A 13971-nucleotide genomic window follows, 5' to 3' on the forward strand; every position below is an offset into this window, starting at 1 on the left:
GGGCCGGTCAGTCGCCGTGTTCAGGCGGCACGGTGTCGGGTGACGAGGGTCTGTCCGTGCTCGCGTGCCTGCTGTCCGGCGTCGGATTCGATGTGGTCGGCCATGTCGGTGAAGGTGTCGAGGGCGGGGTTGACCTCATCACCGCGCTACGCCCGATCGCAGGACACGTTCAGCGCCGGGAGGGTGAGGGCGGCCCGATCTGGTTATAACCGACACGTTGCGTCAGCCGGAGGGGTTGTCAGATCGACAAGGTAAGCGGCGACGACGGAGTCGATACACTCGTTTCCCGAGATCACTGACCCGTGCTGCGCCCCCTCAACGGTGAGCAGGCTTCCACCCAGCGTTTCGGCGAGGCTGATGCCACCCTCATGCGGAGTGACCGGGTCACCCGTCACGGACACTGTCAATGTTGGAGGCAGATCCTCGATATCGGTCGCGTAAGGGAAACCTAGCGTCGGCTCAACCGGCCAACCCTCACACAGGGCAGGCGCGGCCTTCACAGGCGTCCCCGGATCGAGGAAGGGGGCAGCGGTGAGTGCGGCGCCGACGAGCTCAGCCTGGCCCGCCGGGCTGAAGCGGTCCTCGTCCAGGCAGTCGATGGCCACCGTGGCCTCCGCGGAATTGGCATAGCTGCCGTCGGCGGACCGTTCGTGGTACAGGTCTCTGAGCCAAAGAAGGGTGTCACCACGACCCGCAGCGAGTTCCGTGAGGCCCGCGATGACGAGCGGCCAGAATTCGGCACTATACAGCCCCATGACAACGCCGTCGTTAGCAGCCGTGTAGCTCAGCTCACGACCTTCGCCGGCGGGGAGCGGTGTCTCGAGGAGGGGACGCACGAGCTGCTGGTATGTCTCGGTCGCGGTTTCAGGTTGAGTGCCGAGCGGGCAGGCGCCCTGTGTCGCGCAGAATGCCGCGAGTGACTCGAAGCCTTGCTGCAGTCCCTCCCATTGCACGACGTTGCGCTCAAGAGTCCCCGTATGCGGGTCCATCGCACCGTCGAGTGCCAGGGCTCGCACATTCTCCGGGAACATTTCTGCGTACACGGCACCCAACCTGGTGCCGTAGCTCACCCCGAGGTAACTGAGACGGTCGTCGCCGAACACGGCCCGCATAACATCCAAGTCCTGCGCCGCATCCCTCGTTCCCAGGTGCGCCAAGACGTCGACGCCGCCGACGCTGTCGGCGCAGGCGTCGACAAGAGGACGCGAATCCGGAAGAGACAACAGACTCGCGGCCAACGCGTCATCGTCACGCTCTCCATCGGTGTAGCAGTCGATCGCCGGTGTGCTGGTGCCGGTTCCGCGGGGATCAAACCCGACGAGATCGAACTGCTCGGTGATGGGACTGTTCACCCACGCGTGCGCCACATCAGCCGAGTACCCGATCCCGGGTAGTCCGGGACCCCCAGGATTGATGAAGAGCGATCCGATCGGCTCCGTGCCTGTCGCGGGGATGCGGAAGACAGCGATTTGCGCGGTACCAACGTCGGGGTTCTCGTAGTCGATAGGAACTTCGACGTGCCCACACTCACCCGGAATGAGGACATCGCCAGTTTGGACGGGCGTCTCGCAGGGCTCAAGAGCGAGCGCTTGATCGTAGAAGCTCTCGAGTGACACCTCTGCTTCCTGCGACTGGGGCGAGGGAACACACGCGCTCAACACCAGCACCACCGGCACTATCGCGGCGAGCGCACGGAGGCGACTTCGGACTGGACCTACTGGTCGGTAAAGAATATTCCGTGACATAGAACGAGCAGACACTATGTGGACGGCACCGGGTCAAGCGAAGAGGTCTCCAGAGCGGGATCTCCCATCGCGGTAACCGGCGGCCCCGGTTTGACTCTGTTCCGAGAACATGGTGTCTGCTGGACTTCACCGCCTTCAAAGACTTTCACCTCCTTGAAAGGAGAACTAAAGTGGCACCTCGCCTCGCACTCGGCTCGGCACAGCGCTGGGCCGTCATCGACACGCTGAGAGGGTTTGCGCTCTGCGGAATCCTGCTCGTCAACATCCCCGATCTCGTTCAACTCGGGTACGGATTGGGCGTCGACAGTGCTGGCGTCCAGGGAAGAGAACCACTGGAATGGCTGGTCCAAACCAGGTTCGTTCCCATTTTCACTTTCCTCTTCGGGATGAGCATGACCTTTGTCGTGCACGGGGCACGTCGTCGTGAGCGCAGGCCGTGGCCGGCACTGGTAATGAGGTTCGTGGCGCTGTTCGCCATCGGCCTTCTGCATTCACTCGTGTACCCCGGAGAAGTGCTGCGTGAGTACGCCATCTCGGGGCTGTTGGTTCTGCCGGTCGTGCTTTTCGCGCCACGAGTCGTTCAGCTTCTCCTCGGCGTCGTGCTCGTCGTCGCCGCCTACGTCGTAGCGGGTGGCGGACTCGCCGCCACGCCTGGACTGATGTTGCTGGGGGCCGCTCTCGGGGCTTATGACCTCGGGCGAGCGCTCGACAGCAGGTCGCGGGCAGTGTTGGTCACGTTCGCCGTTTCGCTGGTGCTGCTGATTCCTGCCCTGTTGTGGCAAGGGAGTGCGCCCGGTGATCCTCGATTCTCGACCCCAGGCGCAGTCGCTGGGCTCGTCATGGCCGTCGTTTACGTGACCGGGCTGTCGTTGTTGTGGATCACGCCCGCGCGAAGAGCATTGAGAATGCTCTTCGAACCTCTGGGGCGGATGTCGCTGAGCAACTACCTGGGAGCATCCGTCATTGTCTTCTTCATCAGCACGGTCGTTGACTTCACCACCATGACCACGATCGGGCCTGCTCTCCTGCTGGCGCTGGGCATCCTGCTCACCCAGAACATTGCCAGTCGCCTGTGGTTGCACTATTTCAGGTACGGACCCGTCGAATGGATCTGGCGCATGCTCACCTGGCGCGAGCCGATATCCCTCATCTCGCCCAACCGCTGGGCTGCTGTCGGGGCGTCATCCGCTCTGCGATGAGGTCCGGTTCTGTCACTGCCTGACTTAGCGGATCGGTCCGTTGTATTGGAGCCAGAAGTCGATCGCTGCAGGCCGCGGTCGCGGAGACACAACGCCGCCGACTGGCCCGAATTCCATGACGTCGTCGGAGGCTTGCGCAATCGTCGGCCACGCGGGCAGGCCAGTTCCGTTCGGGTTGCCCGTGTGCACGAAATTGAGCCAGTACCCGCTCATCTGGTCGCGGAGCCTGTAGTCGGCCTCCTGGTACACGCTGTCGTTATCGGCACCCAGGTTGTCGTACGCGTAGGCGACCTCGGCGCCGTGGTATGCGCCGAACTTCTCGAGTCCCCTTTCCGGAGGTATATGGGAGAAGTAGTACAGGTACGCGTCTTGCGTGCTGGTATCGGTTTGTAGTTGTGCCCAGCGGAGCATCGCTTGAGTCATGACGCTGTCGGTCTGGGCTTTCAGAGACGACTCGAGGACCTGCTGCTCGGTATCGCCAGGGTAGATGCCCAGGAAGCGCTCCGATTCGTTGCCGTAGGTCCGCTGGACGGACTCCCGATACTCGGACACGCTGATCTGTGGCGGGCTTGCGAGGGCGAGCGACGCTTCGTCTGCGTTGCTACCCACGAGAGTCGGAACATCCAGCTGCTCTCCCGAGGCGTAGATCTCCGCGGCCGCCTTGTGGAGGACGTACCCGTCGACGGAAGGCCGCCAATGACCGGCCAGTGAGTCCGATGCCTCCAGGATTTGCTCGACCGGCATTTCGCGCATGTCCTGCAGGGACGCGTTGCCGAGTGCCTGGCTCACGCGCTGCCCGGCGTCCTCCGCCGCCTCACGGGTATCGAACTGGTCGCCGGCTTCTGTGTCGCCAGTGCTGCCCAGGCACGCGCCGCTGCCGCCGATGATGCCGTCGACCAGGCCTTCCGCAAGCGGGGTCGCCCCCAGAGTGCACACGCTCTCGCCTCCGGCGGACTCTCCTGCGATGGTCACCCGGTCCGGGTCGCCTCCGAAGGCGGCGATGTTGTCTCGAATCCACTGCAGGGCGGCGATTTGGTCGAGAACACCGTAGTTGCCTGAAGCGCCATAGTCGGACTCGGCGGCGAGATCCGGATGCGAGAGGAATCCGAGTACTCCCAATCGGTAGTCGAGGGTGACGGTGATCACGTCGCCCCGAGAGGCCAAGGCTTCGCCATCGTACAGAGGCAGCGCGGCGGATCCGGTGGCGAAGCCACCGCCCGGAATGTAGACGAGGACTGGCCGTGGCGCAGCGGTCGATGCCGAGTTGCGCCAGATGTTGAGGGAGAGGCTCTCCTCGCTGACGGGATACGGGTTGAGGAACGTGTCCTCGAGCGGCATGTCGACGGCCTGCGAGAGCGCGCGGGTGAAGAAACTGGACGTGCCTTGGACGGGGGCGGAAGAGAATCGGTCCGCGGTGAAGACGTCCGTGCGTGCCTGGAGCGGCTCCGGAGCCCGCCAGCGCAGATCACCGACCGGAGGCTGGGCATAGGGGATCCCGGCGAAGATCTCCACCGTACGGTCGTCATTGGTAACACCACGAACGGGGCCGTCGTGCGTTGTCACAACGTCGGTGAGCTGCGGATCTGCGCCTCCGGCCTCACGGACCGTCGCCGACGGGTAGGCAAAGACCGCAGTTGTGAAAACGATCACCGCGGTGAGCAGCCACGCGCCCACCTGAAGAAGAGCGTGGCCTCGAAGCCATCGTCGGGCAGCGGTGGCCGCCGCCACCATCATGACGCCCACCAACGCCCACCCCCACCACGGGCTCCGATTGAGCCACAGAAGTACGACAGCGCCTACCGTGAGAAGTGTGAGCGGCAGCCAGAACCTCAAAGTTCTCGCAAATCGCGAGCGTTTGCGCTCTCCCGGGCTCATCAGCGCGGCTTCGCCTGAGGTTCGATGTGTTTTCATGATGTGCTCTCGCCTTCCGATTGAGTGCACGCAGCGAAGTCCGGCCGTGGCATCTAGTCCGACCCGGTCCACATCGTGTTCATGTCGATCAGCCAGTGCCTCCGCAGGGTCAGTTCGCCCCCGGGGGCCGGAAAGACGGCAGGAAGGTCAGATTGATGAACTTTGAGCCCACTAAACCGAACAGATGGCGGTGTCGATCAGGCCGCGGAGTCGGGCATCCGCTTCTACCGACGTGGGGTTCTGAGTGACCGCAATGGCGGCGGCGCGGCCGTCCTCGGTCGCTGCCACCCGGCTGGCGGTACCGGGCACGTCGCCTCCGTGGCCCCACGCGGTCACCCCACAGGAGAGCTCAAAGGAGATGAGCCCCAACCCATAGGCGGCACCCTCCCAGAGCGATTCGGCCGGGATCGTCTGTCGCATTTCCGCGAGCTGCGCATCGGCCACGACGTCGCCCGTCGCGAGCGCGGAGTAGAAAGCGGTCAAGTCCTCGGTGGTCGACACCATTGCGCCGGCCGCGTATCCCCAAGAAGGATCGAAGTCGGTGTAGTCGACAGGGGAGTCGCCCAGAGGAATATAGCTGTGCGGATGATCGCCCCGGATGATTTCTTCGCCCTGGTCGGGGAAATACGTGTCCTCGAGTCCGAGGGGGGTGATGATGCGTTCGTCGATCACCTCGGCCAGTGGCCTGCCGGCGACGGCCTCGATGATCAGCCCCGCCACAATGTAGTTTGAATTGCTGTACTCGAAGGCCTCCCCAGGCACGTTGGAGACGGGATGGGCAAGGGCAAGGTCGAGGGAGGCCCGCGGCGAGATGTACCGGTGCTGCCATTCCAACAAGTGCGCGCCGATGTCCCCGTCCATGTCGGGGAGTCCGCTCGTGTGCTGCAGCAGCTGACGTATGGTGATGTCTTCTCCGGTTACCTGGGGGTGCTGGACTACTCCCGGGAGGTACGTCTCGACAGCGTCGTCGAGAGAAATCGCGCCCTCGCCGACCAGCTGCAAGACAACTGCTGAGGTGAACGTTTTGGTGTTGCTACCGATCCTGATCTGGCTGTCGGCCCCCACTTTTTCGGGCGAGCCGAATTCCCTCACGCCGGAAGCGTAGGTGCTGACCTCTTCGTTGGTGTGGCGAAGGGCGACCAATCCTGCGGGCCAGGCGTCGACGGCCATTGTGTGCGCGAGAGCGGCGCGCACGGGGTCGCCGGCTGTCGGGTTTGACGTGGCCGCAGCTGGAAGGCTGGACAGGATGACGATCAAGACGGTTGCCGCGGCGAGCGTGTGTGCAGTTTTCATGATGATTCGATGAGACGCTATGTGCTCGGCACAGGGTCAAGTGATTGCGCCGATTCCTCCGGATGCCGTCGCATTCTTCATCAGGCGGTCACCAACGGGTGCTCCGTCTCAGTCGCGTAGACGTCGGCCCTGCGGAGGACATCGTGCTGTGCTGAGTTGTACAACTCCTGAATTACCGCGTCGAGAGTCCCGTGGATGTCGGCTGCTCCCTTCAGACCGACAACCGATTCGACCGACCAGGGCGGGGCGGGGGAGCGCCAGTTCGCGTCTTCGGCACCGATCCTGTGCACGACTCGCTGACGCGTGACCCCATCAGAGTCGACGGGGAGGTTGTCGAAATCTCTCCTGAGATCCTCGGATTCCGCGGCCACCATCTGCTTCAGGGTGGCCATCGATTCTTTGTCATACAACCGCGCGAAGACGTGGATGAGCGCTCGGTCTGCCTCTGATAGCCGGGAGGCCATCGATTCGAAGCCCCGCGGTGTGTCAACGGGGGCGTTGTCGCGGAGGATGGCCGCAATATCCTCCCGGGCCAGGTGCAGCCGTTTGATCTCCGCCTGGACTTGAGTGTCCAGTTCAACGAGGCCGCCAGGGACAGCGAGGGCGCTCGCTCCGGCCGCCTCCACATTCGCGAGCGGGACACCCAGTTCGGCGAGGCGGCGCACTTGAATCAGCCGAACAAGATGGCCAACCCGGTAGCGTTTGTACCCGTTGTAACTGCGCTCCGGAGCTTGGAGCAGTCCGATTGAGTGGTAGTGCCGCACAGTGTTCACGGTCGTTCCTGCGAGATCTGCGAGTTCACGAGTGCTCCACGTCACGGGGTTCTCCTTTGCTTCTGACGAGACGGTTACCGGCGGTAGCTGCCGTTCTGCAAGGCTCGCAGCTCAGGTGCTGCGTTCGCGTCGGTGAACACTACCTAGATGGTTCGCCCCACCGGCAACTACCCTGTGGTGAGAACTTACTTTCGACGGCACGGGCGGGAGCGGAACTGGCGAATCTCATGGGACGACGCACAGAACGTGCGGTCGTGGAAAACCTGCTCACCGAGGCACAGGACGGTCGGAGCGGGTGCCTCGTGGTGCGCGGGCAAGCTGGTATCGGAAAAACCGCCCTACTGGAACACGCGCACGACTCCGCTGAGCGCCTTGGATTTCGCGTGGCGGGGTGTTGCGGGGTGGAATCTGAGACTCAATTCGCGTTCGCTGGTCTGCATCAGCTGAGCGCGACCATGCTCGACCGAGCAGACGTCCTTCCGGCTCCCCAGCGGTTGGCCCTCGGGGTTGCGTTGGGATTGCGTCCAGGTGAAGTGCCGGACCGTTTTCTGGTCGGACTCGCCACGCTGAACCTCCTGGCTGAGGTGGCCGAGGACAGGCCACTTCTCTGCCTGATCGACGATGCACATTGGTTGGATGAGGCGTCGGCGCAGGTTCTGGCGTTCGTTGCACGGCGGTTGGCCGCCGAACGAATCGTCTTGGTGTTCGCGATTCGCGAGCCCGCCGCGGAGGATGACGTCTTCGCGTTCGCGCCCGAAATTCGACTGATCGGGCTCGATGACACAGACAGTCGGATTCTGCTCGACGACGGGATCCACTCACCGGTGGATGCTCACGTGCGTGACCGGATAGTCGCCGAGGCGCGCGGGAATCCGCTGGCGCTGTTGGAACTTCCTCATGGTGCGCACACGACCGAGCTCGCCGGCGGGTTTGAGCTGCCCGATGTGCTCAGCGTGCCGCGGCGCATCGAGGACAGTTTCCGACGACGGTCCGCTGGTCTGTCTGCCGACACACAGTCGTTGCTGTTGCTCGGCGCGGCAGACCCGACTGGCGATGCGGCGTTGCTGTGGCGTGCGGCCGAGATCCTGGGCACCCTCCCAGCGGCCGCCGCTCTGGCGGAAGACTCCGGACTTATGGAAATCGACGTCGGTGTGCGATTTCGTCATCCGCTCGTACGCTCGGCCGTGTATCGAGCCGCTTCGCCTGCCGAGCGCCGTCGTGCTCACCGCGCCCTGGCCAAAGCCACCGATCCACAGATCGACCCGGATCGGAGCGCCTGGCACGGTGCGCAAGCGGTGTTCGGCACCAACGAGGAGGCAGCCGCGGGCCTGGAGCGCTCGGCCGCACACACGCGCGCACGCGGTGGCGTGGCGGCGGCGGCCGCTTTTCTGGAGCGGGCCATGGAGCTGACCCCGGACTCCGCTTCGAGAGCTAGACGGGCGCTTGAGGCCGCGCACTCAAAGCATGACGCTGGAGCGTCCGAGGCTGCAGAGCGCCTCATGGACGTTGCGGCGGCCGGTCCGCTCGATGACTTGCAGCGGGCACGCCTCGGGCTGCTCCGTGCCCGGAACGCCTTCCACGTGACTCAGGGGAGCGACGTGGCGCGCAAGCTCCTCGATGCCGCCGAAACCCTCGCCCCGTTGGACGCCGCACTGAGCCGCGAGACGTACCTGCACGCCCTGGAAGCGGCCATGATCATTGGCGGGGTCGGCGCTGCTGCCGGCGTGGGGGACGCAGCGGAGGCAGCGCGTGCTGCACCGGCGGCACCCGGGCCACCTCGACCTGCCGACCTGCTATTGGACGGACTGGTCGCCACCTTCACCCAGGGATACGCGGCGGGTGTTCCCGCGCTGCGCGACGCACTGGAGGTCTTCGTCGATCGCGGGTTTGGCGGGGAGGATCTGGGGGATATGGGCAGCCGGCGCTGGCTGTGGTTGGCGACCCGCATCGCGGGGGGAATGTTCGATAGCCAGCGGGGTCGGGTGCTGGCTTTGCGCAACGTTCAGCTCGCGCGCGAAGCCGGCACTCTGGCGACGCTCCCGGGGGCACTCGTCGCCCTGTCCGTCATCCACGTGTTCACTGGTGAGATACCGCAGGCCATCGAGCTCGCCGCAGAAGAAGCGGAAATCTCGCGGGTAACCGGCGCCGTGCCGTTGCGATACGCGCAACTCGTCGTTGCCGCTTGGCGTGGCCGGGACACCGATGCCGCGTATCTCTATGACGCCGGGCTGCAGACCAGCTCCAGCGCCCGGCAGGGGGCCGAGTCGACCACGGTGCACTATTCACTAGCGGTACTCAACAACGGACTCGGTAACTACCCATTGGCCCTGGATGCCGCCACGCGGGCGTGCACTCCGGTTGGGCTCTGGAGCAGCGCGGTCGGACTGCCCGAACTGGTCGAGGCGGCCGTGCGTGCCGGTCAGCCGGGGCTGGCTACCGCCGCGCTGGAGGAGCTGGATGCTCGCGCCCGAGCAAGCGGAACCGATTGGGGGCTCGGGCTGCTTGCACGGTCTCGGGCGCTGACGAGTGTTGGTGTCTCGGCCGAGGACGACTACCGTGAGGCGATTCATCGGCTTGAAACCTGCGGGATGGGCGCGTACCTGGCACGCACACACCTCGTCTACGGCGAGTGGCTTCGCCGGGAGGGTAAGCGCCAAGCCGCCCGTGCTGAGCTTCGCCTGGCTCACGACCTGCTGTCGAACATGGGCGCCGAGGCATTCGCCGAGCGTGCCGCCCGCGAGCTGCGCGCCACCGGCCAGTATCCCAGGAGGCGGTCCGTGCAATCGACGAACGTACTGACCGATCATGAACTGCAGATCTCCCGGTTGGTCGCTACCGGGGCGACGTCGCGGGAGGTCGGTGCGCAGCTGTTCCTGAGCCCGCGCACGATCGAAGCCCACTTGCGCAACATCTTCCGCAAGCTGGGTATCAGCTCTCGTCGGCAGCTTTGAGCAACTCAGGCTGCCGAGGGTTCGACGCCCGCCAGATTGCCGCCGCGTACCCGGAGTCGCGGTCCGCGTTTGACTGTGCGCCGGGAACACAGTTTTGAATACTCTTATGAAAAGAATTCTCGACTCCACATCTCCACGCCTCCGGCCCAGGGTCTGGCTCGGGATAGCCGCCTTCCTTGCATATCTCGCGGTCTTCTACGCCATCTGGATAGTCAACGGAATCGACTATGCGCGTGTGGGTGAAAGCGAGGAGACGCTTCTGAAGTGGTACGTAGCGCCCCTATCCGGCGGTCTCGTCGTGATCCTGATCGCTGTCTCACTATTCGGATGGTGGCGTCCGTCGCTTACCGAGAAACGAACGTTTTCGAGATCCGCTGTTGTTCTTCCGGCAGTGATGGCCATAGTCGCGATCGCCAACATGATCTTCGGCGACCAGTCCACAGTGACACCCACCATGTGGCTCTACCTTGTGGTCGGCAGCGTGCTCGTGGGATTCAACGAGGAAGTGATCGCACGAGGCCAGCTCCTCGTGGCCCTGCGGGCCAGATTCGGTGAGACGGGTGTCTGGTTCCTGTCCACTCTGCTCTTTTCTCTGTTGCACCTCCCGAATGCATTCTTCGGCCTTGGCTCGGTGGCGATCCTCCAGGTCGTCATCCAGTTCGGTCTGGGATCTGTCTACTATCTGGCACGTCGATTCAGCGGTTCCTTGGTGCCGGCGATGATCCTTCACGGACTGTGGGACTTCTCGACCTTCTCGTCCAACGTGCCCTACGCCGGAATGGCTGCTCCGTTCATCGGAATAGCCGCGGTCATCGTGGTCTTGGTCCTTCTCCGCCGGGACAAGCGCAGAGGTGTAAGCCGAACCAAGACCTCCACTCACGGCGTGAAGTCGTAAGACCTTGCGATAACTCACCGTCGGTGAGGGCGTGTGCGCTGGATGCAGGCGGCTTGACAGTGTCCCGATAACACGGTGTCAGCTTTCCTCGCCGGCCGCAGGCCCGGTCTTCGCTCGATCCCAGCCGACCATTTGACACACACACACATCCGGATGGCGCGATGAGAGTCCATCACTGCTGGCGGGTCTCATCGAGGGCGGCGATCCGCTCCGCGTCGATTCGACTTCCGCCGCGTCGGGATCTACCTACTGGGCTCCGCGGTGCTCATGGGCATCAGCACCGCAGCAGTCGGACTGGTCGCCCCCGAACAGGGGGCGGTCGCGGAGCATGGCGTAGAGGACGTCGCAGCGTCGTCTGGCGAGGGCGACGAGGGCCTGGTTGTGGCGTTTGCCTTGGGCGATTTTGCGGTCGTAGTAGGCGCGTGAGAGCGGGTCGCGGAGCGCAGCCAAGGCCGAGAGGAACAGGGCTCGTTTGAGGATCTTGTTCCCGCGTCGGGACGGATGCTCGCCGCGGATGGAACTGCCCGAGCGGCGGGTTACCGGCGTGCGGGCCCAGGACCAGGACCCGCTCCAACGCTGGGTGGATCTGGGTGAGCAGTCCGCGGATGAGGTTGCTCGTGGCCGTGATCTGGCCGACGACATCGTTGTCGAAGCCGCAGAGCTCCGATGGTCGCGGGCTGGCCGGCGACGAACGGTCAGGATCGTCGGAGGCGCCAGTCTTGACGATGTGTCGTCAAGACTGGCGCGGCCGACAGATCTCATGGTCCGATCCTCACCATCCGAGGAGCGCGAGTGCGCCGGACGCTGCGACCGCGATGGCGGTCGTCCACAGGACGATCGCGATGATCTGCCACAGCATGACCCACATCTTCGGGACGCCTGAACCAACGAAAAACGCGGCGGTCAGCATCGTCGGCAGAGCAAGAGGGGCGAGGATGCTCGCGCCGGGGACCCCGAACCGGAGCATCCAGCGACGCAGGCGCGCCCGGCCCTTCGAACGACTGGTCGGCTTCGCGTCGGATGTGGCGTCGGAGACAGCAGCGGCGTCGTCCACGGGCAGCTCAAGCCCACCCGCACCAACCAACACCGGCTTGACCGCACGCCGAGCGACGACGCGCTCTCGGATACGCGACCCCAAGAACACCACGCCAAAGACGCAGAGGATGTTGCCGGTCGCGCCGGCGACTGCGGCGACGATGGGGTTGATTCCCGCGATGATTCCAAAGGCGGTCGCGCCCTCGCCCTCGACATATGGGATCGCGCCGGCAACAGCGACGATCAACGGTTGGAGGATGTCGGGCACCTGCTCGATCACGCTCCGCAACCATTCGTAGGGGGTGTCCATGTCAAACCTTTCTCAATGTGTCCCGATCCGAGGCCGACCGTTCGGTCGACGGCGTGAGACTCGTATAGTCAAGACTGTGTGGGCGCCACAGGGTCAAGCGGCCTCAATGCCGCCGGTTGCGCTTGACACTGTGGTGGGCACATCGTTTTCAATGGTTAGAACAAGCCCAGACGGCGTTCCCGGCCGCTGGCAAACGAATGGAGTCTGTGATGGCGTGGAGCACACGCGAGGTGGCAGACCTCGCCGGAACGACGGTGAACACGGTCCGTCATTACCACCAGTCCGGGCTGCTCGAGCATCCTGAGCGGACGTCCAACGGGTACAAACAGTACGGCGCCCGCCATCTTGTGAGGCTGCTGCAGATCCGTCGGCTCCGCGACCTTGACGTGCCGCTCGCGCAGATCGAGTCGATGGATTTCGGCGGAGAGACACCGGCGACGGCCCTGCTGGCGGTTGACGCTGACCTGACCGTGAGCATCAATCGACTCACGCGTGCTCGCGCCGAGATCCGGGCGATCCTGGAGGGGACCACGGCCACCGATGTGCCGTCGGGCTTCGAACACCTCGCCGGCCGGTTGTCCAGCTCGGAGCGTGCCCTCATGCTCGTGATGTCGCAGCTCTACGACGAGTCCGCGATGGCCGACATGAAGAAGATGGTCGAGTCAGAATCGGAGGATGCCGGCGTCGAATTCGATTCGCTGCCTCCCGACGCCGATGACGCCACCCGGCAGCAACTCGCCGAGGCGCTTGCCCCGCAACTCGCTCAACACATCGCCGACTACGGATGGCTGACCGACCCGAAGGCGCATCAGCCCAAGGGTTCGCGGGTCACGCAGGAGACTCTTCTCGAGACCGCCGTGGAACTGTACAGCACATCCCAGCTGGACGTCCTCGCACGTGCAAGCGTCATCGCGGCCGAGCTGGCCGCCGAGAGCAGTAACCCCACGTCGAAGACGATCGATCGTGGAAACCACGATGACCGATGATCTCGGCTTCCCCTCCGGGGGAGGCGAGACCGCGCGGTTGAACGATGAGGCCTTGCTCTTCGAGGACGTGCTCCTCCTCCTGTTCCAGCCTGAATCTGGCACCATCGCGGGCGAGAACATTCTGTTCTACGTGTTGGGTGGCGCGGTGCTCGCTGAGCTCGCGCTTCAGGAATTAGTGGAGGTGCGCAGACACAGCTTGTTTTCCAACCGGGTGCACGCCGTCGACGACGCTGCCACCTCCGACGAGGTACTTGAGTCTGCCTTGTCGTACATAGCGGAGAAGCCACGCGACGCGCAGACCGTGCTCGCAGCGATCGGACCCTACCTGCGCCAGCCAGTGCTTGATCGGCTCGTGGAACGAGGCGACGTCAACCGCAAGAAGGGCAAGACGCTTGGCATCTTCCCGTCCACCAAGCTCACCCTCGCGAGTCGGCGCCGAGCGGGACTGATCGCTCAAGTCCGGGCGGCACTCATCGACGGCGACACACCAGTTCCGCGTATCGCCGCCAGTATCGCCCTCATCTCGGCGAGCGGCACGCTCCCTCAGTTCTATCGCGAGATCCCCTGGAGCGGCGCCGTGTACACGCGGGCCAAGGCCATCGAGCAGGGCGATTGGGGCGCATCCGCTGCCGCGGATGCGGTCACGCGCACAATGGCGGCGGTCGTCGCGGCTTCGATAGCCGCCGCAATGAACCTGCCGCGCGGGTAGAGAGCGCGGGACGAGGCACGTTGGGGCGTCCGGTTGGCCGGCCTGACGACCGCTTGAGGATCAGCGACGCCGGAACGTTGACACCCGGGCAGCGACTGCGCCATCGCATCAACGCGACGACCCCGCCGCTCTCGTTGGGAACGAGGACGGCGGGGTGCGAAATG

Annotated in this window: 11 protein-coding genes and 1 pseudogene; 6 read left to right on the plus strand and 6 right to left on the minus strand. The window is 64.5% G+C overall.

All coding sequences use genetic code 11. The features are described from left to right. Nucleotides 1-32: 32 nt before the first annotated feature. On the plus strand, nt 33-209 hold the full coding sequence (locus BJQ95_RS06820) for a hypothetical protein (RefSeq protein ID WP_165384981.1): 177 nt from the start codon (nt 33-35) through the stop codon (nt 207-209). Here BJQ95_RS06820 and BJQ95_RS06825 read toward each other — a convergent pair. Then, nucleotides 204-1616 (minus strand): alpha/beta hydrolase, encoded by a 1413-nt coding sequence (locus BJQ95_RS06825; protein WP_205750183.1) that lies wholly within the window; start codon nt 1614-1616, stop codon nt 204-206. The genes BJQ95_RS06820 and BJQ95_RS06825 overlap by 6 nt on opposite strands. A gap of 299 nt (nt 1617-1915) precedes the next feature. Here BJQ95_RS06825 and BJQ95_RS06830 point away from each other — a divergent pair, with 299 nt between their 5' ends. Next, nucleotides 1916-2944, plus strand: a complete 1029-nt coding sequence (locus tag BJQ95_RS06830; protein ID WP_130178496.1) for a DUF418 domain-containing protein — start codon at nt 1916-1918, stop codon at nt 2942-2944. 24 nt (nt 2945-2968) lie between these two features. Here the strand turns inward: BJQ95_RS06830 and BJQ95_RS06835 are convergent, their stop codons facing one another. The 3 genes from BJQ95_RS06835 to BJQ95_RS06845 all read right to left on the minus strand — a co-directional run bounded on the left by BJQ95_RS06835 (nt 2969) and on the right by BJQ95_RS06845 (nt 6966). Further along, on the minus strand, nt 2969-4618 hold the full coding sequence (locus BJQ95_RS06835) for a carboxylesterase/lipase family protein (protein WP_256041554.1): 1650 nt from the start codon (nt 4616-4618) through the stop codon (nt 2969-2971). A gap of 408 nt (nt 4619-5026) precedes the next feature. Then, nucleotides 5027-6148 (minus strand): serine hydrolase, encoded by a 1122-nt coding sequence (locus tag BJQ95_RS06840; protein ID WP_130178494.1) that lies wholly within the window; start codon nt 6146-6148, stop codon nt 5027-5029. Between the two features lie 80 nt (nt 6149-6228). Beyond that, nucleotides 6229-6966, minus strand: coding sequence for a MerR family transcriptional regulator (locus BJQ95_RS06845; protein WP_130178493.1), 738 nt, complete (start codon nt 6964-6966; stop codon nt 6229-6231). Nucleotides 6967-7175: 209 nt separating this feature from the next. Between BJQ95_RS06845 and BJQ95_RS06850 the strand changes: the two genes are divergently transcribed. Both BJQ95_RS06850 and BJQ95_RS06855 read left to right on the plus strand, forming a co-directional pair. Continuing rightward, nucleotides 7176-9872, plus strand: a complete 2697-nt coding sequence (locus BJQ95_RS06850; protein WP_205750182.1) for a helix-turn-helix transcriptional regulator — start codon at nt 7176-7178, stop codon at nt 9870-9872. A 106-nt stretch (nt 9873-9978) separates the two neighbouring features. Beyond that, on the plus strand, nt 9979-10767 hold the full coding sequence (locus tag BJQ95_RS06855) for a CPBP family intramembrane glutamic endopeptidase (RefSeq protein ID WP_130178491.1): 789 nt from the start codon (nt 9979-9981) through the stop codon (nt 10765-10767). Between the two features lie 246 nt (nt 10768-11013). Here BJQ95_RS06855 and BJQ95_RS06860 read toward each other — a convergent pair. Together BJQ95_RS06860 and BJQ95_RS06865 are read right to left on the minus strand one after the other, a co-directional pair. Continuing rightward, nucleotides 11014-11310 (minus strand): annotated as a pseudogene (locus BJQ95_RS06860) (transposase); the annotation flags it as partial. Nucleotides 11311-11539: 229 nt separating this feature from the next. Next, nucleotides 11540-12082 carry a small multidrug efflux protein gene (locus BJQ95_RS06865; RefSeq protein ID WP_240694848.1) on the minus strand — a complete coding sequence of 181 codons (543 nt, stop codon included), beginning with the start codon at nt 12080-12082 and terminating at the stop codon, nt 11540-11542. Between the two features lie 239 nt (nt 12083-12321). On the opposite strand from BJQ95_RS06865, the gene BJQ95_RS06870 reads away from it, so the two are divergent. Next, nucleotides 12322-13098, plus strand: a complete 777-nt coding sequence (locus tag BJQ95_RS06870) for a MerR family transcriptional regulator (protein WP_130178489.1) — start codon at nt 12322-12324, stop codon at nt 13096-13098. Continuing rightward, a complete protein-coding gene (locus BJQ95_RS06875) occupies nt 13088-13807 on the plus strand; it encodes a GPP34 family phosphoprotein (RefSeq protein WP_130178488.1) in 720 nt (239 codons plus the stop codon). The genes BJQ95_RS06870 and BJQ95_RS06875 overlap by 11 nt, the downstream gene beginning before the upstream one ends. Nucleotides 13808-13971: the final 164 nt, after the last annotated feature.

This window comes from Cryobacterium sp. SO1 (genome assembly GCF_004210215.2).
Classification (GTDB): domain Bacteria; phylum Actinomycetota; class Actinomycetes; order Actinomycetales; family Microbacteriaceae; genus Cryobacterium.